A 23,177-nucleotide genomic window follows, 5' to 3' on the forward strand; every position below is an offset into this window, starting at 1 on the left:
GGACTCGGGAAGAAATTACAAAGAGCGAACCATCTCTGTCAGGAAAGCTGACATGCACGATTTCACCCTTCACGACCTGCAGTGCTTCGACGCGGTGGTCGAATCCGGTGGCTTCCAGGCTGCAGCCCAGCAATTGCACCGTTCGCATCCGGCGGTTTTCGCCGCAGTTGCCCGCCTGGAGCGTCAGCTCGGATTCGAGCTGCTGGATCGCAGTGGCTATCGCGTCGCCCTGACGGCCGCCGGCGAATCCTTCCACCGCCGCGCCCAGGGCCTGCTGCGCGAACTGGGCAGCCTGCGAGACCACGCTGCGCACCTGGCAGCCGGCGAGGAAAGTGAACTGCGGGTGGTGCTCGGCGACTTCTGCCCGCGCCCTGCCCTGCTGGAAAAGCTCGCGCGCTTCTTCGCCACTCAGCCCCGTACGCGCCTACAGCTGTACTTCGAAAGTGTCAGCGGCCCGCTGGAGCGGCTGCTCGATGGCGAGGCCGAGCTGATCCTGCACCGCGTGGACAAGGCCGACCCGCGCCTGGAGTGGCTGGACCTGGGCGAAGTGGACTTCATCCCGGTGATAGCGCCGGGGCTGCTGACGGACACCACGGACCTCCGCCCGGAGCACCTGCGTTCGCTCACCCAATGCGTGATGCGCGACAGCGCCCGGCACTCGCCGCCGGTGGACTTCTTCACCCTGGAAGGTGCGCCGCAATGCACGGTGGCGGACCAGGCGATGAAGAAGGAGCTGGTGTTGCACGGCCTCGCCTGGGGCCATCTGCCGCGCCACCTGATTGCCGAGGAACTGGCCGACGGTCGCCTGCGCGATCTCAGCGGCCCCCACCTGCCCGGCCGTCGCGAAGAGCTGGTCGCCGCGCGCCTACGCGACCGCGCCCACGGCCCGGTCGCGCAGCGACTCTGGAGCTTCCTGCAGCAGGCCTGATCAGCTGCGACTCATCGGCCCGCGCACTGGCTGTTCGCGCATGTGGCTGACCTCGCTGACCGGCGCTCCTGCGGCGATCAGCGCCTCGCGCTGCTGCGCGATGGGCGTGCGGGCGATGGCACGCTCGAACTGGTTGAGCTTCTGGAACGCCGGCAACGCGAAGGCCGCCGCGAGCATGGCCGCCAGTTTCGGCCAGCGCTGGGCATCCAGCTCGTAGCGGGTGATCTGCGCGTTGCGCATGAAGCAGGCGACGCTGATGTCGGCGATGGACAGCTCGCCGAACAACCAGCCGCTTTCCGGCAACTGCGCCTCCAGGTAATCGAACACGGCCGGCAGGTCCTGCTGGTAGGTCTTCTCCAGCAACGCCGCGTCCGGCTCGCGGCCCCAAACGCCGCGGCCGATCACCAACTGGTCGAACAGTTGCCAGATCACCACTTGGCCCATGCGGCTGTCGGCGAACTCCTCGATCCAGCGCGCGCGGGCGCGCTCGGCAATATTCGCCGGGTACAGCGCCGGCTGTGGATAACGCTCTTCCAGGTACTGGCAGATCACCGAGGAATCGTTCAGCACCAGTTCGCCGTCCACCAGAACCGGCACCTGGCGAAGCGGGCTCAGGCGCTCGAATGCCTCGTTGCCGAAGAATGGCACGACGGAGTCGATGCGGTAATCCACGCCTTTCATTTCCAGCAGGACCAGCGCCTTGCGCACATAGGGCGAGAGGAAGGAGCCGATGATCAGCACGGGGTCGGACATGGCGAGGCGTTCCGCGACAAAGGTCGTCCGATTGTAGAACGACGCCATAAAGCGAGCGACCGGAAGCAAAAGCCGACGGGTGCCGATTGCGCGGGTGACTGCACTTTGCGATCATTTGCGAATAGTTATCGTTTTTGAACTTGATCCCATTCGGGATCATCGGGGGAGTAGCTTGTCGGCCATCCAGATGGGTAGCGGCGAACTCGTTGGCGCCTTGTATCGCGATCACCGCGACTGGCTGAATGCCTGGCTGAATCGCAGCCTGGGCTGTGCGCAGCGCGCCGAAGACCTGAGCCAGGACACCTTCGTCCGCGTACTCGGTCGTCGCGAGCTGCCCTCCCTGCGCGAACCCCGTGCCTTCCTGGTGACCGTGGCAAAGGGCCTGCTGGTGGATCACTGGCGCCGCGTTGCGCTGGAACAGGCCTACCTCGACGAACTGAAATGCCTGCCCGAAGCGGTGCAGCCTTCCGCCGAGGAGCATTGCCTGATCCTTGCGGACCTGCGCGAGATCGACCGCCTGCTGGGCAAGCTGTCCACCCGCGCACGCAGCGCCTTCCTGCTCAACCGCCTGGACGGCCTGGGGCACGCAGAGATCGCCGAGCAACTGGGCGTATCCGTACCGCGGGTGCGCCAGTACATCGCCCAGGGCCTGCGCCAGTGCTACATCGCGCTGTACGGCGAGCCGACGTGAAGGGACCGGTTTCCCTGCAGATACTGGACGAGGCGATCAGCTGGCAGCTGCGCCTGGGCTCCGGCGAATCGCGCCCGGACGATGAGGCTGCTTTCGCCCGCTGGCATTCGGCCCATAGCGAACACGCCCGCGCCTGGAGCCAGTTGGGAATGCTCGACCGCAGCCTCGCCGGCGCCACGCCCAAGGCCGCGCGCAACGCCTTGCTGCGCTCGTCGGGCGAATCCCGGCGCAAGGTCCGCCGCCTCGCCGGCACCGGCTTATCATTGCTGCTGGTCGGTGCGCTGGCGCTGGGTATCGGCAACCGCTACACGCCGGTGCGCTATGCCTTCTCTGACCTGGTCACCGCCACCGGCGAGCAGCGCGAACTGCGTCTGCCGGACAACACCCGGCTGGTGCTCAACAGCCGCACCGCAGTCGATGTGCGCTTCGACGCCGAGCAGCGGCGCATCGTCCTGCTCAGCGGCGAAATCCTGGTGGAAACCGCCCACGGCGACAGCCGCCCGTTCATCGTCGAAACCGACGAAGGCCGCCTGCGTGCCCTCGGCACGCGCTTCCTGGTGGAACGCGACGACGGCGACAGCACCTTGCTGAACGTCCTGCAGTCGGCCGTGGCCGCACGCCCCGAGCAACTGCCGGACGAACGCGTGATCAACCAGGGCCAGCAAGTGCGCGTGCGCGCCAATGGCTTCGGCACGCTGGAGGCCAATAGCGCCACCGCCGATGCCTGGACCCACGGCATGCTGGTGGTGGACAACGTGCGTCTGGGCGAACTGATCGACCAGTTGGCGCGCTACAGCCCCGGCTACCTCGCGCTGGACCCGACGCTGGCGGACCTGCGCATCACCGGCAGCTTCCCGCTGAAGAACATCGACCTGGCGCTCAGCTCGCTGGAGCCGACACTGCCGGTGCGCATCGAGAAGCACGGGCAGTGGTGGTCCCGCGTGGTGCCACGTCGCTGAGATGCCCCAGTAGGAGCGAGCTTGCTCGCGAACAGAGTCTCCCCGAAGCACAGGCATCAAGCGGGTTCGCGAGCAAGAACTAGGCGTCCCCCTCGATCCTACGAAAAGTCGTTCGCATCAACCACTGCGTACATCCGGAAAAAATTTTCCACGCAGCCCTATCACTTTTTGAATCTCGTCCGGCAAGGAGGCATCGAGAAACGTTTTCATTCAGGAGTCGTTTTCAATGCGCCGCCCGTTCGAACTGTCGCTCCGCCCCTGCCTGCTAGCCACCGCCATCCTGCTGGCCACCACTTCGGCCATCGCCGCCGAAGCCGTGCGTGATTACCAGGTCCCCGCCGGCCCGCTGGCCAGCACCCTCAACCGCATCGCCGCCCAAGCCGGCCTGTCGCTCAGCCTCGACCCGGCGCTGGCCCAGGGCCGCAGCGCGCACCCCGTGCAGGGTCGCTACGATGCCGCCGGCGCGCTGCGCCAGGCGCTGCAGGGCAGCGGGCTGGAACTGGTGGAAAGCGAATCGGGCAGCTACAGCCTGCGGCCGGTGCCGAGCGACACCCTGTCGATGTCCGCCACCACCATCAGCGGCACCCAGGAAGACCCGGACGGCCCCGCCGTCGGCTACCTCGCCACCCGCACCCGCGCCGGCACCAAAACGGATACCCCGCTGCTGGAAGCCCCGCGCTCCATCTCCGTGGCCACCCGCGAGCAGATGCAGGACCGCAACGTGCAGAGCCTGGACGACGCGGTGCGCTACATGCCCGGCGTAATCGCCAGCAGCTACGGCAACGACACCCGCGCCGAATGGCTGAAAGTTCGCGGCTTCGAGCCGACACAATTCCTCGACGGCCTGCCGCTGCCCAAGGGCTCCTACGTGATGCCCAAGCTGGAAACCTGGGACCTGGAGCGCGTCGCCCTGCTGCGCGGCCCGGCATCCTCGCTGTACGGCCAGACCCCGCCCGGCGGCCTGCTGGACATGACCAGCCGCCGTCCCGAGGCCGAGAGCAGCCACGAAGTGCAGCTGCAGGTCGGCAGCTACGAACACAAGCAGATTTCCTTCGACAGCACCGGCAAGGTCGACGACGCCGGCAACCTGCTCTACCGCGTCAGCGGTGTGGTGCGCGACAGCAACACGCAGGTCGATCACGTCGACAACAAGCGCTACAACATCGCCCCGAGCCTGACCTGGAACTTCGACGAAGACACCAAGCTGACCTTCCTCTCGCAGTTCAACCGCGACGATACCGGCATCACCAGCCAGTTCCTGCCGCTGCAGGGCACCAAGCTGTCGACTCCCGCCGGCGAGGTGAAGTACCACGAGAACCTGGGTGACCCGGACTGGGAGTTCTACGACAAGACTTATTACGCCCTGGGCTACGCCTTCGAGCACCGCATCAACGACGTCTGGCAGTTCCGCCAGAACCTGCGCTACACCAAGAGCGACCTGTCCTTCCAGGGCATCACCGCCGGCGGCAGCGCGACCTCGGTAGCCGATGACGGCACCCTGTCCCGTGGCGCCAACGTGGTCGACGAGGACATCAGCCAGTTCGCCATCGACAACAACCTGCAGGCCGACTTCTCCACCGGCCCGCTCAAGCACACCCTGCTGCTGGGCCTGGACCACCAGCGCGCCAACACCAACTACAAGTGGCTGTACGGCAGCGCGCCGACCAGCAACATCAGCAAGCCGATCTACGGCCAGGACTTCAGCAACGTCGTCTACACCGCGTACAACGACTACAACCAGAAGATGCGCGACACGGGCCTGTACGCCCAGGACCAGATCGCCCTGGACAACTGGCGCCTGACCCTCGGCGGCCGCCAGGACTGGGCCCACACCGGTTCGAAGTTCTATAACGCCGATGGCGCTACCGATACCCGCCGCGACAGCAACTTCAGCGGCAATGCGGCGCTCAGCTACGTGTTCGACAACGGCGTGGCGCCTTACGTGTCCTACGCTGAGTCGTTCCAGACCGAAGCCGGCGGGACCAACGGCGCGGCCTTCGAGCCGAGCACCGGCAAACAGGTCGAACTGGGCGTGAAGTACCAGCCGGTGGGCACCGACCTGATGCTCAGCGCCGCAGTCTATGACCTGACCCGCAAGAACATCGTCCTCACCGGCAGCGACTTCATCAGCCGCCCGGTAGGCGAGGCGCAGGTCCGTGGCTTCGAGCTGGAAGCGGTGGGCAATGTCACCGAGAACCTCAAGGTGACCGCCGCCTACACCTACGCCAACAGCAAGATGACCAAGGTCGCCAACCCGCTGGATAAGAACCGTCCGTTGCCGCTCACCCCGGAAAACCAGGCCTCGCTGTGGGCCGACTACACCTGGCATGACGGCCTGCTCGACGGTTTCGGCCTGGGCTTCGGCACCCGCTACGTCGGCGAGACCCACAACATCGCCATCGGCAGCATGGGCTACGTACGTGACAAGTCGGACGGCGACACAGGTTCCTACACCGTCTACGACGCCGCGGTGCACTACGACCTCGGCCGCCTCGACAACAGCCTCAATGGCCTGAACGTCGCGCTGAATGCCAACAACGTATTCGATAAGGAATACATCTCCACCTGCGACGGCTTCTACTGCTACTACGGCGACCGCCGTAACGTGGTCGCCAGCGTCAATTACAAGTTCTGACGTAACAGGCTCTCGTAGGGCGCATAACGCGCCAGCGTTATCCGCCGAAACAACGGCGGAAAACCTGTTCCAGGTTATTCGCCCTACGGTGTCGACGGCCCGCGCAATGCGGGCCCCTGCTCAGCGCACCACCTCTCCCCACACCACGCTCGCATCGTCGTGGATCTTCAGCCGCGGATACTCCAGCGCCTGGTCATCGGCGCTTTCCAGCGCGCGCAGGTCATCGATCAGCGCCTCCACGCCACGCTCGGGCAACGCCGCGAACAGCGCGTCGAGATCGTACTGGCGGAAATCCAGCAGCCGGTCGAAGCCATCGCTCACCAGCATGAACGCCTTCAGCCCCGCGGGGTCGAGCACCCGGCGCTGCACGTGGGGAATCCAGCGCTCACTCGGGTCGAGGCACCAGTAGCCTTCCGGTGTATTGGCCAGCGCGCGGTTGCGCCGCACCCATTCGCGACTGGCCTGCCAGAGTTGCGCGTGGCTCCAGCCCGGATTCGCCTCGCGTAGCGCCAGCAGGCGGTGCACCGACTGGCGATCGATCTCTTCCAGCGGCGTATCGCCGAAGCTCTCCACACGGCCATCGTCCCAGGCCAGGTGGATGCTGGTGTCGCAGAGATTGAGCAGCTCCAGCGAGCCATCGCCCAGCACCCGCAGCAGGCTCAGGCAAGCGGTGGGCAAGTTGAGATCCAGGCTTGCGGCCACGCCGGAGTCGCGCTGGAAATCCGCGGCGATGCCCGCCTGCAATTGCGCCAGCAGGTCGCCGGTCGGCCGAAACGGTTGCTCTTCCAGCAGACGCTGCAGGTGCGCATTGGCGCTCTGCGCCAGCCAGCGCGCATCGCTCTCGCCGCCCACCAATCCCTGCCCGAGACTGGTCGCGCCATCCAGCACCCAGGCCGCCTGCGCGGTGTAGCCGATGGCATCGTCGTTCACCGGCGAACCCTGGCGGCAGGCCGCCCCACGTACGGAAATCGTCGTCACAAGCCGCTCTCCTTCGTTTCGTCGGCCACACTGACCGGCGTACAGTCTCACCTGAATCCGGACTCTGCCAAGGAGAGCCCCATGCTTCGCGTCCTGCCGCTGTTCCTCGCCAGCCTGCTGCTGGCCACCGGCGCCCATGCCGCCGAGGTGAGATACTTCGACCTGCCCAAGGACTCCGGCCCGCACGATGTGGCGCCCACCGAGGACGGCAAGGTCTGGTACACCGCGCAGAAGCTCGGCGTGCTCGGCCGGCTCGATCCGCAGACCGGGCAGACCGAGCAGACCGAGCAGATCAGCCTGGGCAAGGGCTCCAGTCCCCATGGCGTGATCGCCGATGGCAACGGCGACGCCTGGATCACCGACAGCGGCCAGAACGCCATCGTCCACGTGGATGCACAACGCCTGGGGGTGGAAGTCATACCGCTGCCCAAGGAGGCGGCCGACGCCAACCTCAACACTGCAGTATTCGATGACGACGGCGTGCTGTGGTTCACCGGGCAGAACGGTTTCTACGGCCGTCTCAACCCGGACAGCCGCGACCTGAAGGTCTGGCCGGCGCCGCGCGGCAAGGGCCCGTATGGCATCGCCGTGGCTCCGGATGGCGGCGTCTGGTACGCCTCGCTGGCAGGTAATTACATCGGCCAGATCGACGGCATCCAGGGCAGCGCCACCGCCTTCGATGCACCGAGCAAGGATGGCGGCCCGCGCCGCCTGTGGGCGGATTCCGTGGGGCGGCTCTGGGTCAGCCAGTGGAACGCCGGGAGCCTCGCACGCTTCGACCCCAGCGACAACCAGTGGAAAACCTGGAAACTGCCGGGCGATCATCCGCAGCCTTATGCGGTCTACGTCGATGCCATGGACCAGGTGTGGCTGAGCGATTTTTCCGCGAATGCGCTGCTGCGCTTCGACCCGCAGAGCGAGACATTCACGGCCTTCCCCAGCGACCACGCAAACGCCAATGTCCGCCAATTGCTTGGCCGGCCCGGCGAGGTGTGGGGGGCCGAATCCGGCACCGATCGCCTGGTGCTGATCCGCGATTGAACCGATGACCGAACCCCAGGAGTTGCTGCCGATGAGTACCCGCCCCGTCCTGTTCCACGCCGCCGCTTCGCCCTTCGTGCGCAAGGTCATGGTCCTGCTGCACGAGACCGGCCAGGTGGACTCCGTGGAGCTGTACGCCGCCGTCCACACGCCCATCGCGCCGGACGCCGGCGTACTGCACGACAACCCCGCCGGCAAGATTCCCGCGCTGCGCCTGGCCGACGGCCAGACCCTGAACGACAGCCGGGTGATCCTCGAATACCTCGACCAACAGCACGCCGGCGAACCGCTGATTCCCCGCGAGGGCGCAGCGCGCTGGCGTCGTCTCACTCTTGCTTCGCTGGCCGACGCAGTGCTCGACGCGGCCGTGCTGATCCGCTACGAAACCGCCATGCGCCCACAGGAAAAACACTGGGATAAATGGCTGGACAACCAGCAGTTGAAGATCGTCCGCACCCTCGCCTACTTCGACGGCCCTGCCCACGCCGAACTCGCCGGGCGCTTCGACATTGCTGCCATCGGCGTGGCCTGTGCCCTGGGCTACCTGGACTTCCGCCAGCCGCACTGGGACTGGCGCGCCGAGTATCCGCAGCTGTCCAAGTGGTTCGCCGAAGTCAGCCAGCGGCCTTCGATGCAGGCCACGGTGCCGGCCTGAAGCTCCCGCTACAGAGAACAACGCCAGCTTCGATCTATCGAACGTTCAGGCGAAGGCCACACTCTCCAGCCGGCACCGCCCAGCTCCCTCTCCCTATGGGAGAGGGTTGGGGTGAGGGCATAGCCAGCGCGCCAGAACTTCGTCTCGCACAAGCCGCGCCGCACCACTCGTCGCTGAAAGCGCTCATCACGCACCACTCGCCGCTCAAGCCCTGCTCGAACAACCCGGCGATCCGCTGCGCCAGCCGCCGCCCCACTTCACGCTCCTCGCGCAATCCGCTCCAGGCACTCATCACTTCTTCCCCAGTCGGTAGATCGGCAACGCCAGCAGCAGGCCGAGCTGTGCCACGCCCATGCACATCTCCAGGAAGGAGCGCACATGGGGATTGTTCGCCGCATCCTCGACTCCGGTGAGTTGCGTCCACAGTTCGCCCGGCAGCAAGAGCGCGAGGTGCGCCAGCGGCTTGCCGGTGGCCACCAGCAGAGCGATCCAGTCGAAGCGGCCGAGCAGCATCAGCACCGGCAAGCACAGGCCACTCACCAGAAGGCCGGCGAACAGGCACAGAGAAAAACGCATCAGGTTAGGCATATCCATTCTCCTCAGCGCGCCGCGCGCACGTCTTCCAGGGAAAATTCCAGGTCATCGCCACGGGGCTTGCCGATGCCGTACCAGTCCAGGTGACGGGTCAGGACCATCACGCCGCCGAGCACGCCGAACAGCAGCAGCGAACCCATCAGCAGCGCGTAGTCCTCGGCACTGAGCAGCGCGTAAAGCATCCCGTAGAGCCCGGCCAGCCCGAGGCTGAACCCGGCTCCGCGCCACAGGCTGCGCAGCACATGGCAGAGGTAGAAGCCGATCAGCCCGACACACGCGCCAGCGGACAGCAGGTAGGCCAGCTCGAAGCCGACATGCTCGGAGAGCGACAGCAGCAACAGGTAGAACAGCGCCAGCGCCATGCCCACCAGGGCGTACTGGATCGGGTGCACCGACAGGCGCTTGAGCACTTCGAAGAGGAAGAAGCCGGCGAAGGTGAGGACGATGAACAGCAGCGCGTACTTCACCGCGCGGTCGGTCTTCAGGTACTGGTCCACCGGGTCCACCAGCGCCACGCCGAAGCGGTGCTGGCCGAACTCGTTGCACTCGGCGGAGTTGACGCGGAAGGCATCCGCATCGACCGCTTCGACCGCGTCGGCGACATCCGCCTGGGCCGGCGCAGTGCAGGCACGCAGCTGGTCCTCCAGATTCGTGGCGAAGAAGCTGGTGCGCCAGCGGGCGCTGAAGCCCTGGTCGCTGACGCTGCGCTCGGTGGGCAGGAACTCGCCGCCGAAGCTGGGGTGCGGCCAGTCCGAGACCAGGTTGACCTGGCTGTCGCGGCCGACCGGGGTGATGTCGAGGCGGCTGCTGCCCAGCAGCGACAGTTCGAAGGCGTAGTCAAATCGCTGTTCGTGATCGCTGGCTTTGAGTGGCAGCACCGCATGCACGCCGTTGCCGAGGAACTGGCTCTGGGTGCCCGGCTGGAAGTCGCGCAGTTCGTCACCGACCTTCAGCTTCGGTGCGTTCTCGATGCCGCGCACGTCGCTGATGCCCACCGCCAGCAGCGGGTCGTCGAAACGGTAGCTGCCCAGGTCGCTGGTGATGCCGTAGTTGGCCGGCAGGACGAAGCTGCCGCTGACCTGGCTGTCGGCGTGGAACAGCCGCGCCTCGTAGATGCCACGATGACGCAGCTCGGTGCGCATCTGCCCATCGAGGCTGAAGACTTCCGGCAGGAAGTACAGCCGCCCGCGCACCTCGCGCTCCTGCAGCACGCGCTGCTGGCTCGCCTTGTCCAGGCGCCAGCCACGGATGGTGCGGGTATAGGGCACGACCACCAGCGGGCCGGTGAGCTGCTGGCTGTAGCTGGCGCTGCGGGCGATGTCCTGCAGGACTTCGTCGCGGTAGTTCTGACGCTCGTCTACGAGGCCGTCGATCATCAGTAGGGGTATCAGCAAGAGGACGATCAGCAGCGCAATGGCGCCGAGCTTGATGCCGAGGTGGCGATTCATCGAAGGCTTCTCCGTAGGTGGACGACGGGGCAAGCCTGGGGCCCGTACGTGGGGGCGCTCGGGGCGAAGTGTGGAGAGTGTGTGGGTTTTATGTGGCTTCGGCTCGCTCCTACAAGGGCAAAAGCAGGCTCGCGCGCACGCCGCCCTCGACGTTCTCCACGCGCAACTCACCGCCATGCAGCGCTGCCACCTCAGCGACGAAGTTGAGGCCAAGACCAGTGCTCTTGCGCCCACTCACCGGGCGCGGCAGCGAATAGAAGCGCTCGGTCAGGCGCGGCAGGGCAAACTCCGGAATCGCTTCGCCCTGGTTGAACAACTCCACGCGCCAACCATCGCCGTCAGGCTGCGCAACGAAGCGAATCACGCCACCGGCCGGGGTGAAATCCAGCGCATTGTCCAGCAGGTTGCCCAACGCCTGGCGCAGCAGGAAACGCTCACCCACCACGCTTGCCTGCGGTGGAATCGCATTCTCCAGTTGCACGTCCTGCACACGAGCCATGCGCTCATCGATCAGCTCATTCGCCAGCTCATGCAACGCCACCGGCACATGCTCCTCCAGCCCCTGGCGCTGCTCCACCTGGGCGAGGTTCAGCAGGCGCTCGATCAGTTGCTGCAGGCGCTCGCTTTCCCCGGCGATGTTGGCGACGAAGCGCGCGCGCTGATCGGCGGGCATCTCGCCCTCGAGCAGTTCCGCGGCTCCGCGAATTGCCGCCAACGGGCTCTTCAATTCGTGGGTCAGGGTATGCACGTAGCGCTCGACGTAATCCTTGCCTTCCAGCTGCACGCGCATGTGCTCCACCGCGCCGGCCAGCTGCGCCATCTCGCCGCCCCGGTATTTCGGCAGCTCCGCGCGGCGGCCCTCGCTCACCGCCTGGGCGTAGCGGGTCAGGCGATCCAGCGAGCGGCTCAGCCACCAGGACAGCCCCGCGCCCACCAGCAGGCCGAGCACGATCAGCCCGGCGCCGAGCCAGGCCAGGCGCCGCTGCGAGCGGTCGATGTAGGGCTGCAGCGTGCGATTGGGCTTGGAGACCGAGACCACGCCGATGATCTTGTCGCCGTCGCGGATCGGCGCGGCGACGTACATCACCGAGGACTCCGGATCGTCCGCCGACTCGCGGCTGGAGCGCGCCCCGTACTGGCCGTTGAGGGTCCGATAGACGTCATTCCAGCGCGAATAATCCTGGCCTACCGCCTTGCCGAGGGAGTCCAGCAGGACGACGCCGCGCGCGTCGGTAACGTAGATGCGGTGGTTCACCGCGGTCTTGTTCACGCCCCAGATGTCCGCCTGCGGGCTGCGCGCGCCGTATGCGCGGAGCATGTCGGGCAGCCGACTCTGGTCGAGGGTGCCGCTCTTCACGTCGGCCTGGAGAATCTCGGCGAGCAGGTTGGCGGTATCCACCAGCGTCTCTTCGCTGGACTGCCGCACGCCGGGGCGGATCTCGTCCATCACCGTGCGCAGGACGAACCAGCCGGTCAGCCCGACGAAGAAGAAGTAGACCAGGAAGATCCGCAGCGACAGGCGCATCAGGCCTTGTCCGGCGCGTAGCTGTAGCCCAGGCCGCGATGGGTCTGGATCGGTTCGGCGGCGGGGGCGACCTGGCGCAGCTTGGCGCGCAGGCTCTTGATGTGGCTGTCGACGTTGCGCTCATAGCCGGCATCGGCGGCGACGCCCAGCGCATCGAGCAACTGCTCGCGACTGAAGACGCGCTCGGGGCGCGCCAGCAATGCTTGCAGCAGTCGGAATTCGTGGCGGGTCAGGGCCAGCGAATGGGCGTGGTAGCGAATCTGGAAGCGCTCCTCGTCCACCTCGAACGGGCCGTTGTTGGCAGGTGCCGTGGCCGGCGCTTCACGCGGCGCGGTGCGCTTGAGGATGGCCTTCACCCGGGCGGCGACTTCGCGCGGGCTGAAGGGTTTGACCACATAGTCGTCGGCGCCGATCTCCAGTCCCACCACGCGGTCGATCTCGGCGTTGCGCGCGGTCAGGAAGATTACCGGCACCTCGGAGAAGCGCCGCAGTTGCTTGCAGGCTTCGAAGCCGCTGATGTCGGGCAGGCCGACATCGAGAATGACCAGGTCGAACACCTCACCCTGCAGGCGTTCCAGGGCGGGGCCGGCGAGGTTCAGCCAGGTGGTCTCGAAACCTTCGGCCTGCAGGGCATAGAGCAGTGTGTCGGCGATGGCGGCTTCATCTTCGACAATGAGGATGTGGGGCATGGGATTCCGATTCCCGGGATGGTCCGCAGAAGGGTCCATCATGCCCCGCGCCGCGTCAATCGAGGATCAGGAGCAGCTCGGCTTGCCGGCGACGAAACGCTCGCCCGAGTCGACGGCGACGTGGAACTTGCGCAAGCCCTTGGCGCCCATCAGGAAGGGGTAGTTGAAGTGGCTGCGGTCGGTGAGGTTGACTTCGATGGTGCGCTGGTCGCCTCCCAGGCACACCGGCAACTCGATCACCGGACGCTGGCTTAGGCCGGGAGTGGAAGCTTCTTCGTCCTCATCGCCCGCGCCGTCAGAGCGGTTCTTGATCTTCGAGATGCGCGACAGCTTGTGCTCGTACACCGAGTCGCCGCCATCCTTGGTGGCCAGCTTGAAACGCACCCAGTCCTCGCCGTCGCGCTGGAATATCTGGATGTCCTTGGCCGACAGCGACGAGGTGTAGGCGCCGGTGTCCATCTTGGCCTGCAGGGTCTGGTTCAGTTCAGGCAGGCTGACCCATTCGTAGCGGCCGTACAGCTTGGCGTCTGCGGCCAGTGCGAGGCCGGGGAGCGCAATAAGGGAAAGCAGGGCGAGGACGCGTTTCACGCGGAATCTCCGGGGGTGGAATATGTCGCATAGGACTAGCACGGCGGCCATTGGTTCGCCATACCCGCGCCGCTTGGGCCAGACCAATTGTCTGCGTATCATGGCCGCGCCACCGTCGCACAAGGAATGGACCCCATGCCGGCAGTCAAAGGCGTCATCGCCAGCCTCCTGCTGTTGCTCAACACGCTGATCCTGATCGGGCCGATGATGCTTATCGCGCTGCTCAAGCTGGTCGTCCCCGGTCAGGGGGCTAAGGATGCGTGCTCGCGCGGGGTGATGTGGATCGCCGAGACCTGGGCGGAGATCGACAAGGCCATCTTCGCCCTGATGACCCCGACCGTCTGGGAAATCCGCGGCGCCGCCCAGCTACGCGGCGACACTTCGTATCTCGTGATCAGCAACCACCAGTCGTGGGTCGACATCCCGGCGCTGGTGCAGGCCTTCAACCGCAAAACGCCCTACTTCAAGTTCTTCCTGAAGAAGGAGCTGATCTGGGTGCCCTTCCTCGGCCTGGCCTTCTGGGCGCTCGACTACCCCTTCATGAAGCGCTACAGCAAGGCCTTCCTGGAGAAGCACCCGGAACTCAAGGGCAAGGACCTGGAAATCACCAAGGCCGCCTGCGAGAAATTCAAGCGCATGCCGGTGACCGTGGTGAACTACCTCGAAGGCACGCGCTTCACCCCGGCCAAGCAGGCCCAGCAGCAGTCGCCCTACCAGAACCTGTTGCGCCCCAAGGCTGGCGGCGTGGCCTTCGTGCTGGCAGCGCTGGGTGAACAGCTCGATACCCTGCTGGACGTCACCCTGGTCTACCCGAAAGGCCCGCGACCGGGCTTCTGGGACCTGCTGTGCGGACGCGTGCCGCGCGTCATCGTCGACATCCAGGCGCGCGAGATCGACCCCGCGCTATGGCAGGGCGATTACGAGAACGACCCGGAGTTCCGCCAGTACGTGCAACACTGGGTATCGCAGCTGTGGGAACAGAAGGATGCGCGAATCGAACAGCTGCGCCAGGAGTTCTGACGCTCCCTACGCGCCCCGTCCGGCGACCGGCGCAGCCGGCGTCAGCGGGGCTATCGGAGTGCCCCAGAGGCCGCCGAGTGTCCCCAGCAGTTGGCTGCTCAGGCCCTGTTCGGTGAAGTAGTCGAGGATCACCCCGGCGAAGAGGCCGATCATCGACTGGTCCATGCCCAGTACGCCGAATATCTGGTCGACGTCCTGGAGGTTGTTGATCCCTCCCAGCAGCGCTGCAGCGTTGCCCAGTCCACCGAAACCGCCCAGCGCCCCGCCTAGATCGCCCAGCGAGCTGTTGCCGGCGAGTTGATCGAGGTTCGGCAGGGATTTCTGCAGCTGCGCCGTGTCGGTTTCCTTCAGGCTGTTCATCGCCATCGCCAGCATGGCGCCGGTACCGCCGATCGCCTGCTGCTCGCTGACGCCCAGTTGCCTGGTGAGATTGCCCAGCAACGCGCTGGCCGCCGGCGGCACGCTCTGCGTCTCGGCAACGGGCTCGCGGGTGTCGGTGAAGGTAGCGGCGAACACAGGGGAAGCGGCCAGCCACGCGGCAGCCAGGAAGACGACGGAACGGGGGGGCATCGACGGCTCCGGAAAACGGATGTCCGGCCCCAGGACGGGGCCGGATCGTCGATAGGACCGGAGCGCGGCGCGGCGGTTCCGCGCCGCCCGGCGGATATCAGGCGCCGGTGCCCCAGAGGCTGCCCAGGGTGCCGAGCAGGTTGCTGTTCAGGCCCTGCTTGCCGAGGTAATCCAGCAGCACGCTGGAGAATTTTCCGGTCATGTCCTGGTCCATGCCCAGCGCACCGAAAGCCTTGCTCACATCGCCCATGCTGCTGACGTTGCCCAGCAGGCCGCTGGAAGCGCCACCGCCCAGGTTGCCAAGCTGGCCGCCGAGGCCGCCCAGGGCGTTGCTGCCGGTAAGCTTGTCGAGTCCGGGAACGGTCTTCGCCAACTGCGAATAATCGGCGGTGCTCAGCTTGTTCTTCGCCAGGCCCAACAGTGCGCCGGTACCGCCGAGCGCCTGTTCGTCACTGACACCGAGCTGACCGGTCAGGGCATCGAGGAGGCCGCTGGTCTGCGGCGTTGAAGCAACGCGCGAGGTGTCGGATCCGGTCGCGCCGGACACCGCCTTGGCGGCGTCGCCCAGGTTGAAGGCAAACGCAGAGGAAGCCGCCAGCAAGGCGGCCAGTGCGAGGGTGACACGGGGTTTGACGGACATCGCTGTCTCCTGGGGGTGTACCGGACGCCATATCGACCGGACGAGCAGGGCATTGTTCCTCCATGGCCGCCGCCAGAAGAAATCCGGTACCCCCCACGAAACTGCCGGAAAAGCCGTTTCAGCGCCTGAGGAGGGGGATCTCGCAGCGCCTGCATGGCGGCGATGAAGAGGCATGCGTCCAATCCTTCCCGGTGTCACGGCGGCTACTTTCCGTTTCGCGAGCGCGCCGATTTCCCCCACGCCTGCCAAAGTTTCCCTAAGCTAGAGCCATTCCCGCCCGACGGACCGACCATGAGCGAACCCTTCATCCTCACGCCCCGAGTGGCCCGCCTGCTGCCCTGGCTGGTAGCCATCGCCTTCTTCATGCAGGCCCTGGATGGCACCATCCTCAATACCGCCCTGCCAAGCATGGCCCGCTCTCTGGCGGAGGACCCGCTGCGCATGCAAGGCGTGGTGATCGCCTACCTGCTCACCGTGGCGCTGCTGATCCCCTCCTCCGGCTGGATTTCCGACCGCTTCGGCACGCGCCGGGTATTCCTCTTCGCGATCTTCCTGTTCAGCCTCGGCTCGCTACTCTGCGCGCTCTCCACCAGCCTCGGCACCCTGGTCGGCGCGCGGGTGGTACAGGGTATCGGCGGTGCACTGATGATGCCGGTCGGGCGCCTGGTGATCCTGCGCGTGTACCCGCGGACGGAGCTGGTGCGCATCCTCAGCTTCGTCACCATCCCCGGCCTGCTAGGCCCGCTCGCCGGCCCGACCCTGGGCGGCTGGTTGGTGGAGTACGCCAGCTGGCACTGGATCTTCCTGATCAACCTGCCGGTGGGGCTGGTCGGCTTCATCGTCGCCCTGCGCCTGATGCCGGACTTGCACGGCGTGCGCGCGACGCGCTTCGACTCGATCGGCTTCCTGCTCTTCGGTGGCGCCATGGTGCTGATCACCATCGCCCTGGAAGGCCTGGGCGAGCTGCACATGCCCCACGTCCGCGTGGTCCTGCTGCTGGTGGGCGGGCTGGTGCTGCTGGCGGCGTATTGGCTGCGGGCACTGCGTATCGAATCGCCGCTGTTCCCGCCGGCGCTGTTCCGCACCCGCACCTTCGCGGTGGGGGTGCTGGGCAACCTGTTCGCGCGCCTGGGCAGCGGCTCCCTGCCCTTCCTCACGCCGCTGCTGCTACAGGTTGGCCTCGGCTTCTCGCCCTCGCGTGCCGGGATGACCATGATCCCGATGGCGCTGGCGGCCATGCTGATCAAGTCACTGGCGCGCCCGCTGCTGGACCTGTTCGGCTACCGCAAGCTGCTGGTGAGCAACACGCTGCTGCTGGGGGCGATGATCGCCAGCCTCGGGCTGGTGGACCAGAACACCTCCTACATCCTGCTGCTGGTGCAACTGGCGGTGCTGGGCGGGATCAACTCGCTGCAGTTCACCGCGATGAACACGCTGACGCTGATCGACCTGCGCGACGACAACGCAAGCGCGGGCAACAGCCTGCTCTCGGTGGTCATGCAATTGTCCATCGGCATGGGCATCGCCTGCGCGGCGGCACTGCTGGGCGGCTTCACTGGCGATCAGGAAAGCGTGCAGGATGACGTGCTGTCAGCCTTCCACGCGACCTACTTCAGCGTCGGCATCCTCTCGATGCTGGCGGCGGCGATCTTCTTCCAGCTCAACGCCGAAGACGGTCGTACCACGCCACGCCGAGTCGAGCCGGAGCATGGCGTCGACGAGCACTGATCAGGGCTTGCAGGTGGGCGCGACAGTCTGCGTCTTCGAAGCGTCCACCGCGCCCAAGTGTTCCAGGGTACGGCGGCCGAGCAGTACCGGGTAATCCAGGGTCTGGCGGTCACGGAGGGTGAACTGTTCGCGGTAGACCTTGCCGCCCAGGCATACGTCCATCAGCACCACCGGGCTGCGCTCGACGCCGCTCTCATTCTTGAACTTGAGCACACGCTCGACGCGCCGCTCGAAGGGCAAGCGCTGCTCCTTACCCGTGGCAGGATCGGTGAGCATCACGTCGTACTGCACCCAGCGCTCGCCGTTCTTCTTGATCCGGACGATGTTGCGCGCATCCATCACCGACGTCTGCGCACCGGTATCCAGCTTGGCCTTGAGCGGCGCCTGCTCGGGCATGAGCATGAGCGTTTCCACCCAGCCCCAGGTGGTGGGCTGCGTGGGGGCGTCGGCGGCAAGGGCGCTGCCCGAGAAGAGCAGGGCGGCGAGCAGCAGTCGGAAGGCGGGCGATGGCATGGATGGCGGCTCCGGAAAAACGATGGCGGCACTATAGGCATTCAGAACATAGGCAATAAAAAACCCCGGATGTTTCCACCCGGGGTTTCTTGGCTGACGCCAGGAAGCGCTTAGGCTACCTGTACGCGCTCGGCCTGCATGCCTTTCTGGCCCTGCACGACTTCGAAGGTGACCTTCTGGCCTTCGGCCAGGGTCTTGAAGCCGGTACCTTCAATGGCGCGGAAGTGTACGAACACGTCCGGGCCGCTTTCCGGGGTAATGAAGCCATAGCCTTTGGTCTCGTTGAACCACTTGACGGTGCCGTTCTGACGATTCGACATGGTGTTCTCCTTGGAACGTATTTTTGAAATTAGCCACGAATGGCCAGGAACTGAGTTGCAAGGAGTTACAAGGAGTCGAGCAGGACGGGGTGGAAGAACCGACCGCATCAGGTCACGATCGACGGCGACCCATGCAAACACAGTGCAGAAACTCTACGACAAAAATCTGAGGAAAGCGAATCTCTTGAAAAAACCGCGGAGCACCACCTGGAGAAAATCGGACGAGCGGCCTCAAACCCTTGCCATATCGGCTTCTCAGCCCTGCTGGCGATGCTCTCCTGCTACACTGCGCGGCCATATGGATTCACCCGGGTTCCCTTCGTGACCACCTCTGCATTTTCCAGCCTCGCGCTGTCGGCCGACCTGCTGGCCAACCTCGACTCTCTCGGCTACCGCGAGATGACGCCGATCCAGGCCACCGCCCTGCCGGCGATCCTCAAGGGCCGCGATCTGATTGCCCAGGCCAAGACCGGCAGCGGCAAGACCGCTGCCTTCGGCATTGGCCTGCTCAGCCCGCTGAATCCGCGCTACTTCGGTTGCCAGGCGCTGGTGCTGTGCCCGACCCGCGAGTTGGCCGATCAGGTCGCCAAGGAAATCCGCCGCCTGGCCCGCGCCGCCGACAACATCAAGGTACTGACCCTTTGCGGCGGCACGCCTTTCGGCCCGCAGATCGGCTCGCTGGAGCACGGTGCCCACGTGGTGGTCGGCACGCCCGGTCGCATCCAGGAACACCTGCGCCGCGGCACCCTTAAGCTCGAAGGCCTGAACACTCTGGTACTCGACGAAGCCGACCGCATGCTCGACATGGGCTTCTACGACAGCATCGCCGACATCATCGGCCAGGCACCGGCGCGCCGGCAGACCCTGCTGTTCTCCGCCACCTACCCCGAGGGTATCGACCAGTTGGCGGCGAAGTTCCTGAAGAACCCCGAGCGCGTGGAAGTGGAAGCACTGCACGACGACAGCCAGATCGAACAGCACTTCTACGAGATCGATCCCAAGCAGCGCCTCGATGCCGTCGTCCGCCTGCTTCAGCATTTCCGCCCGCAGTCCTGCGTCGCGTTCTGCCATACCCGCCAGCAGTGCATGGAAGTGGTCGAGCAGCTTAACGCCCGCAAGATTTCCGCTTTGGCCCTGCATGGCGATCTGGAACAGCGCGAGCGTGACCAGGTGCTGACCATGTTCGCCAACCGCAGCTGCAGCGTGCTGGTGGCCACCGACGTGGCCGCACGCGGGCTGGACATCGCCGCATTGGAAGCGGTGATCAACGTCGAACTGTCACGCGATGCGCAGATCCACATTCACCGTATCGGCCGCAGTGGCCGCGCAGGCGAAAAGGGCCTGGCGCTGTCGCTGGTCACTCCCGCCGAAGCCAATCGCGCGCAGGCCATCGAAGACCTGCAGGGTAAGCCGCTGAACTGGGAGCGCATCGATTTCCTCAAGGCCAACGACACTCCGCTGCTGCCGGCTATGACAACCCTGGCCATCGCCGGCGGGCGCAAGGACAAGCTGCGTCCCGGCGATATCCTCGGCGCGCTGACCGGCGACGCCGGACTCAAGGGCACGCAGGTCGGCAAGATCGCCATCTTCGATTTCCAGGCCTTCGTCGCGGTCGAGCGCGACATCGCCAAGCAGGCGCTGAAGCATTTCAACGAAGGCAAGATCAAGGGTCGCTCGTTCAAGGCGCGGATTCTCTGACACCGATGCCCTGTTTGATTGGGGCATCCTGCAGGAGCGAGGGGAACGCCTAGTTATTGCTCGCGAACGTGCCATCCGGCAGCGCCAGAATTGGGAGTTCGCGAGCATGCTAGCTCCTGGAAAAAGCCTCTCTGCGCAGCCAGGACACTTGCGTGTCGCCCTCGCGATAGCCGCGCCCGGAGCGATCCGCTAGTCTGAGCGGCAGACACCCGGAAGTCCCGCCACGCGCATGTTCTCCTCCCCACTGCTCCAGTCTCTGCGGCGCCTCTGGGCGCTGGACAAGTTCGCCTACAGCCTGCGGGTGTTCGTCGCCCTCAGCGGGGTCATGCTCGCGTGCTGGCTGCAGGGTCGCCCGGAGCTGGTGATCCCGCTGTTCCTCGGGGTCATCGCCAGCGCCCTGGCGGAAACCGACGACCACTGGCTGGGCCGCCTGCAGGCGCTGCTGGTGACCCTGGCGTGCTTCACCATCGCCGCGCTGGCGGTCGAACTGCTGTTCCCCTACCCACACTTGTTCGTCGCCGGGCTCGCGCTCTCGACCTTCGCCATGACCCTGCTTGGCGCCCTGGGCGAGCGCTATGCGGCGATCGCCTCGGCCACCCTGATCCTGTCGATCTACACCATGATCGGCGTCGACCAGCGCGGCGGCACGCCCACCGACTTCTGGCGCGAACCCCTGCTGCTGGTGGCCGGTGCGCTCTGGTACGGGCTGCTGTCGGTGCTGTGGAACGCGCTGTTCGCCAATCAGCCGGTGCAGCAAAGCCTCGCCAAACTGTTCCTCGAACTGGGCGAGTACCTGAAGATCAAGTCGACCCTGCTGGAGCCGCTGCGTCAGCTCGACGTCGAGGCCCAGCGTCTGGCGCTGGCGCGGCAGAACGGGCGGGTCGTGGTGGCGCTCAACCAGGCCAAGGAAACCATCCTCGCCCGGCTGTCCCACGGCAGGCCGAGCCCGAAGATCAGCCGCTACCTGAAGCTCTACTTCATCGCCCAGGACGTCCACGAGCGCGCCAGCTCCTCGCACTACCCATACAACCAGCTGGCCGAAGCCTTCTTCCACAGTGACGTGCTGTTCCGCTGCCAGCGCCTGCTCAATCAGCAGGGCAAGGCGTGCAAGGCGCTGGCGAAGGCGATCCAGTTGCGCCAGCCGTTCGATTACAACGACAGCGAACTGGCCCTGGCCGACCTCAACGCCTCGCTGGAGTACCTGCGCCAGCAGGGCAACCCGGCCTGGCGCGGGCTGCTGCGCTCCCTCGGCGCGCTGGCGGCCAACCTCACCACGCTGGACCGCAAGCTCAGCGGCGCGAGCAACCCCGACATGCTCGACGACGAGCAGGACAGCACGCTGCTGGACCGCTCGCCGCGCTCATTCAAGGACGCGCTGGAGCGCATCCGCCTGCAGGTCTCGCCGACCTCACTGCTGTTCCGCCACGCCCTGCGCCTGTCGCTGGCGCTGGCCGCCGGCTACGGAATGCTGCACCTGATCCACCCGACCCAGGGCTACTGGATCATGCTCACCACGGTGTTCGTCTGCCAGCCGAACTACGGCGCCACGCGCATCCGCATGGTGCAGCGGATACTCGGCACGCTGGTCGGCCTGGTGGCTGGCTGGGCATTGATCGACCTGTTCCCCAACCCGCTGATCCAGTCGCTGCTGGCGGTGGTCGCCGGGGTCGCCTTCTTCGCCACGCGGAGTACCCGCTACACCCTGGCGACGGAGGCGATCACGCTGCTGGTGCTGTTCTGCTTCAACCAGGTGGGCGACGGCTACGGGCTGATCCTGCCGCGCCTGTTCGATACCCTGCTCGGTGCGCTGATCGCCGGCATCGCGGTATTCCTGATCCTGCCCGACTGGCACGGACGCAGCCTGCACCGCCTGGTCGGCGGCACCCTGGCCTGCAACAGCCGCTACCTGCGGGAAATCATGCAACAGTACGCCAACGGCAAGCGCGACGACCTCGCCTACCGCACCGCCCGGCGCAACGCGCACAACGCCGACGCGACGCTCTCCACCACGTTGTCGAACATGCTGCTGGAGCCTGGCCACTTCCATAAGGACGCGGAGATCGGCTTCCGCTTCCTGGTGCTGTCGCACACCCTGCTCAGCTACCTTTCCGCCCTCGGCGCGCACCGCAACCAGCTGCCGCCGGACGTCAACGACGACCTCATCGCCGAAGCCGCCGAACGCCTGACCAGCAGCCTCGACGACATCGCCGCGCGCCTCAACGAGAGACGCCCGGTGGATATCTACAGCGACGAGGAAGACGCGCTGGCCAAACGCCTGGAAGAACTGCCGGAGGAACAGGACGACGCCCACCGACTGGTGCAGACCCAGTTGGCACTCATTTGCCGACAGCTCACACCATTGCGCACCCTGGCGGCGCACCTGCTGAAGAAGGACCTCGGCGCGGAACAGATCGAAGCCGCCTGACGCACTCCTGCAGGGAAATGCAGCGACCGCTACAGCCCGTGCTCGCGCATCAACTCGTCGTAGCTGCCGTCCTGGTGCATCTCGCCGATCGCTTTGTTGAACGCCGCGATGATCGCCGCGTGGTCGGGCACATGCCGGCCGACCAGGATGTGCAGGCCATTCTCGGTCAGCGGCACCGGCAGGAAATCCAGCTGCCCCTTGAGTTCGGCGAGGTCACCGTTGAAGTGCACTCGCGCGGTGATCTCGTCTTCCAGCGTCAGGTCCACCCGCCCGGCCTGCAACATCAACGCTGCGTTGACGAAACTGAACACCGGTACCCGCTGCAGTTTCGGATCGTTGTCGAATGCCTGGGAATAGGCATATCCGCGCACCATGGCGATGCGATACGGGTAGAGGTCGGCCAGTTTGGCGAAGGTGATGGATGAGCCCTTGCGCTTGATCAGACGTACACGATTGACCAGGTAGGGCTCGGAATACACCCCGAAGGATTCCCGCTCCGGCGAATACCAGGCATCCGCCACCAGATCGTACTCACCGTTGGCCACGCCGTGCAGCACGCGCGGCCAGGGCACTTCGATGTACTCGCTGGCATAACCGGCACGCTTGAGCGCCGCCTGCACCAGGTGCACCGCCACGCCGTTGCCGGGCAACTGGCGATCCGCGTAGGGCGGCCAGCGATCCGCCGCGATGCGCAGCACTTCCCCGGCCCGCGCCGCGCCGGTAACGCACAGGAACAAGAGGATCAGCAACAGGCGCAACGGCATCGGGTTTGTCGTCCA

The 23,177-nt window shown here is 65.9% G+C and carries 22 protein-coding genes; 10 read left to right on the forward strand and 12 right to left on the reverse strand.

Features of this window, described 5'->3' with window-relative positions:
• The first annotated feature begins 52 nt into the window (after positions 1-52).
• Positions 53-928 (forward strand): LysR family transcriptional regulator, encoded by an 876-nt coding sequence (locus IB274_RS27740; protein ID WP_192436011.1) that lies wholly within the window; start codon positions 53-55, stop codon positions 926-928.
• Here IB274_RS27740 and IB274_RS27745 read toward each other — a convergent pair whose 3' ends face one another.
• Positions 929-1,681 carry a glutathione S-transferase family protein gene (locus IB274_RS27745; RefSeq protein ID WP_192436012.1) on the reverse strand — a complete coding sequence of 251 codons (753 nt, stop codon included), beginning with the start codon at positions 1,679-1,681 and terminating at the stop codon, positions 929-931.
• A gap of 187 nt (positions 1,682-1,868) precedes the next feature.
• On the opposite strand from IB274_RS27745, the gene IB274_RS27750 reads away from it, so the two are divergent.
• From IB274_RS27750 to IB274_RS27760, 3 genes are all read left to right on the forward strand, one after another.
• Positions 1,869-2,372, forward strand: a complete 504-nt coding sequence (locus IB274_RS27750; protein WP_401088583.1) for an RNA polymerase sigma factor — start codon at positions 1,869-1,871, stop codon at positions 2,370-2,372.
• Positions 2,369-3,331, forward strand: a complete 963-nt coding sequence (locus IB274_RS27755; protein WP_192436014.1) for a FecR domain-containing protein — start codon at positions 2,369-2,371, stop codon at positions 3,329-3,331. The genes IB274_RS27750 and IB274_RS27755 overlap by 4 nt, the downstream gene beginning before the upstream one ends.
• A 226-nt stretch (positions 3,332-3,557) precedes the next feature.
• Positions 3,558-5,966 (forward strand): TonB-dependent siderophore receptor, encoded by a 2,409-nt coding sequence (locus IB274_RS27760; protein WP_192436015.1) that lies wholly within the window; start codon positions 3,558-3,560, stop codon positions 5,964-5,966.
• A 120-nt stretch (positions 5,967-6,086) separates the two neighbouring features.
• Here the strand turns inward: IB274_RS27760 and IB274_RS27765 are convergent, their stop codons facing one another.
• Positions 6,087-6,944, reverse strand: a complete 858-nt coding sequence (locus IB274_RS27765) for a protein phosphatase 2C domain-containing protein (RefSeq protein WP_192436016.1) — start codon at positions 6,942-6,944, stop codon at positions 6,087-6,089.
• 81 nt (positions 6,945-7,025) lie between these two features.
• On the opposite strand from IB274_RS27765, the gene IB274_RS27770 reads away from it, so the two are divergent.
• Positions 7,026-7,985, forward strand: a complete 960-nt coding sequence (locus IB274_RS27770) for an SMP-30/gluconolactonase/LRE family protein (RefSeq protein ID WP_192436017.1) — start codon at positions 7,026-7,028, stop codon at positions 7,983-7,985.
• A 31-nt stretch (positions 7,986-8,016) separates the two neighbouring features.
• Complete coding sequence (locus tag IB274_RS27775) at positions 8,017-8,640, forward strand: glutathione S-transferase family protein (RefSeq protein ID WP_192436018.1); 624 nt, start codon at positions 8,017-8,019, stop codon at positions 8,638-8,640.
• Positions 8,641-8,931: 291 nt separating this feature from the next.
• Here the strand turns inward: IB274_RS27775 and IB274_RS27780 are convergent, their stop codons facing one another.
• The 5 genes from IB274_RS27780 to IB274_RS27800 all read right to left on the reverse strand — a co-directional run bounded on the left by IB274_RS27780 (position 8,932) and on the right by IB274_RS27800 (position 13,484).
• Positions 8,932-9,228: a hypothetical protein gene (locus IB274_RS27780; RefSeq protein WP_081519652.1), complete on the reverse strand. Its 297-nt coding sequence runs from the start codon at positions 9,226-9,228 to the stop codon at positions 8,932-8,934.
• An 11-nt stretch (positions 9,229-9,239) separates the two neighbouring features.
• Complete coding sequence (gene creD / locus IB274_RS27785; RefSeq protein ID WP_192436019.1) at positions 9,240-10,682, reverse strand: cell envelope integrity protein CreD; 1,443 nt, start codon at positions 10,680-10,682, stop codon at positions 9,240-9,242.
• Positions 10,683-10,791: 109 nt separating this feature from the next.
• Positions 10,792-12,207 (reverse strand): two-component system sensor histidine kinase CreC, encoded by a 1,416-nt coding sequence (gene creC, locus IB274_RS27790; RefSeq protein WP_192436020.1) that lies wholly within the window; start codon positions 12,205-12,207, stop codon positions 10,792-10,794.
• On the reverse strand, positions 12,207-12,896 hold the full coding sequence (gene creB / locus IB274_RS27795; protein WP_192436021.1) for a two-component system response regulator CreB: 690 nt from the start codon (positions 12,894-12,896) through the stop codon (positions 12,207-12,209). The genes creC and creB overlap by 1 nt, the downstream gene beginning before the upstream one ends.
• A gap of 66 nt (positions 12,897-12,962) precedes the next feature.
• On the reverse strand, positions 12,963-13,484 hold the full coding sequence (locus IB274_RS27800; protein ID WP_192436022.1) for an ATP-dependent zinc protease: 522 nt from the start codon (positions 13,482-13,484) through the stop codon (positions 12,963-12,965).
• Positions 13,485-13,619: 135 nt separating this feature from the next.
• On the opposite strand from IB274_RS27800, the gene IB274_RS27805 reads away from it, so the two are divergent.
• Entirely contained in the window at positions 13,620-14,504 is an 885-nt protein-coding gene (locus IB274_RS27805) for an acyltransferase (RefSeq protein WP_192436023.1), read from the forward strand.
• A 6-nt stretch (positions 14,505-14,510) separates the two neighbouring features.
• Here IB274_RS27805 and IB274_RS27810 read toward each other — a convergent pair whose 3' ends face one another.
• On the reverse strand, positions 14,511-15,074 hold the full coding sequence (locus IB274_RS27810; protein ID WP_192436024.1) for a DUF2780 domain-containing protein: 564 nt from the start codon (positions 15,072-15,074) through the stop codon (positions 14,511-14,513).
• Positions 15,075-15,171: 97 nt separating this feature from the next.
• Positions 15,172-15,714, reverse strand: coding sequence for a DUF2780 domain-containing protein (locus IB274_RS27815; RefSeq protein ID WP_192436025.1), 543 nt, complete (start codon positions 15,712-15,714; stop codon positions 15,172-15,174).
• A gap of 291 nt (positions 15,715-16,005) precedes the next feature.
• Here IB274_RS27815 and mdtD point away from each other — a divergent pair, with 291 nt between their 5' ends.
• Positions 16,006-17,442, forward strand: a complete 1,437-nt coding sequence (gene mdtD, locus IB274_RS27820; protein WP_192436026.1) for a multidrug transporter subunit MdtD — start codon at positions 16,006-16,008, stop codon at positions 17,440-17,442.
• On the opposite strand, the gene IB274_RS27825 is transcribed toward mdtD, so the two are convergent.
• Complete coding sequence (locus tag IB274_RS27825; protein ID WP_192436027.1) at positions 17,443-17,955, reverse strand: ATP-dependent zinc protease; 513 nt, start codon at positions 17,953-17,955, stop codon at positions 17,443-17,445.
• Positions 17,956-18,065: 110 nt separating this feature from the next.
• Positions 18,066-18,275 carry a cold-shock protein gene (locus IB274_RS27830; protein ID WP_138213067.1) on the reverse strand — a complete coding sequence of 70 codons (210 nt, stop codon included), beginning with the start codon at positions 18,273-18,275 and terminating at the stop codon, positions 18,066-18,068.
• A gap of 321 nt (positions 18,276-18,596) precedes the next feature.
• Between IB274_RS27830 and dbpA the strand changes: the two genes are divergently transcribed.
• Both dbpA and yccS read left to right on the forward strand, forming a co-directional pair.
• Positions 18,597-19,973, forward strand: coding sequence for an ATP-dependent RNA helicase DbpA (gene dbpA, locus IB274_RS27835; RefSeq protein ID WP_192436028.1), 1,377 nt, complete (start codon positions 18,597-18,599; stop codon positions 19,971-19,973).
• Between the two features lie 229 nt (positions 19,974-20,202).
• Entirely contained in the window at positions 20,203-22,398 is a 2,196-nt protein-coding gene (gene yccS, locus IB274_RS27840) for a YccS family putative transporter (protein ID WP_192436029.1), read from the forward strand.
• A 29-nt stretch (positions 22,399-22,427) separates the two neighbouring features.
• Here the strand turns inward: yccS and IB274_RS27845 are convergent, their stop codons facing one another.
• Positions 22,428-23,162, reverse strand: coding sequence for a substrate-binding periplasmic protein (locus IB274_RS27845; protein ID WP_192436030.1), 735 nt, complete (start codon positions 23,160-23,162; stop codon positions 22,428-22,430).
• Between the last annotated feature and the right edge of the window lie 15 nt (positions 23,163-23,177).

This window comes from Pseudomonas sp. PDM18 (genome assembly GCF_014852585.1).
In the GTDB taxonomy this organism is placed as follows: domain Bacteria; phylum Pseudomonadota; class Gammaproteobacteria; order Pseudomonadales; family Pseudomonadaceae; genus Pseudomonas.

Excerpts from the sequence above, each read along its gene's own strand:
- IB274_RS27740 (WP_192436011.1), top strand. The coding sequence starts at position 53 with ATGCACGATTTCACCCTTCACGACCTGCAGTGCTTCGACGCGGTGGTC.
- IB274_RS27745 (WP_192436012.1), bottom strand. The coding sequence starts at position 1,681 with ATGTCCGACCCCGTGCTGATCATCGGCTCCTTCCTCTCGCCCTATGTG.
- IB274_RS27750 (WP_401088583.1), top strand. The coding sequence starts at position 1,869 with ATGGGTAGCGGCGAACTCGTTGGCGCCTTGTATCGCGATCACCGCGAC.
- IB274_RS27760 (WP_192436015.1), top strand. The coding sequence starts at position 3,558 with ATGCGCCGCCCGTTCGAACTGTCGCTCCGCCCCTGCCTGCTAGCCACC.
- IB274_RS27770 (WP_192436017.1), top strand. The coding sequence starts at position 7,026 with ATGCTTCGCGTCCTGCCGCTGTTCCTCGCCAGCCTGCTGCTGGCCACC.
- IB274_RS27775 (WP_192436018.1), top strand. The coding sequence starts at position 8,017 with ATGAGTACCCGCCCCGTCCTGTTCCACGCCGCCGCTTCGCCCTTCGTG.
- IB274_RS27780 (WP_081519652.1), bottom strand. The coding sequence starts at position 9,228 with ATGCCTAACCTGATGCGTTTTTCTCTGTGCCTGTTCGCCGGCCTTCTG.
- creD (WP_192436019.1), bottom strand. The coding sequence starts at position 10,682 with ATGAATCGCCACCTCGGCATCAAGCTCGGCGCCATTGCGCTGCTGATC.
- creC (WP_192436020.1), bottom strand. The coding sequence starts at position 12,207 with ATGCGCCTGTCGCTGCGGATCTTCCTGGTCTACTTCTTCTTCGTCGGG.
- creB (WP_192436021.1), bottom strand. The coding sequence starts at position 12,896 with ATGCCCCACATCCTCATTGTCGAAGATGAAGCCGCCATCGCCGACACA.
- IB274_RS27805 (WP_192436023.1), top strand. The coding sequence starts at position 13,620 with ATGCCGGCAGTCAAAGGCGTCATCGCCAGCCTCCTGCTGTTGCTCAAC.
- IB274_RS27810 (WP_192436024.1), bottom strand. The coding sequence starts at position 15,074 with ATGCCCCCCCGTTCCGTCGTCTTCCTGGCTGCCGCGTGGCTGGCCGCT.
- IB274_RS27815 (WP_192436025.1), bottom strand. The coding sequence starts at position 15,714 with ATGTCCGTCAAACCCCGTGTCACCCTCGCACTGGCCGCCTTGCTGGCG.
- mdtD (WP_192436026.1), top strand. The coding sequence starts at position 16,006 with ATGAGCGAACCCTTCATCCTCACGCCCCGAGTGGCCCGCCTGCTGCCC.
- IB274_RS27825 (WP_192436027.1), bottom strand. The coding sequence starts at position 17,955 with ATGCCATCGCCCGCCTTCCGACTGCTGCTCGCCGCCCTGCTCTTCTCG.
- IB274_RS27830 (WP_138213067.1), bottom strand. The coding sequence starts at position 18,275 with ATGTCGAATCGTCAGAACGGCACCGTCAAGTGGTTCAACGAGACCAAA.
- yccS (WP_192436029.1), top strand. The coding sequence starts at position 20,203 with ATGTTCTCCTCCCCACTGCTCCAGTCTCTGCGGCGCCTCTGGGCGCTG.
- IB274_RS27845 (WP_192436030.1), bottom strand. The coding sequence starts at position 23,162 with ATGCCGTTGCGCCTGTTGCTGATCCTCTTGTTCCTGTGCGTTACCGGC.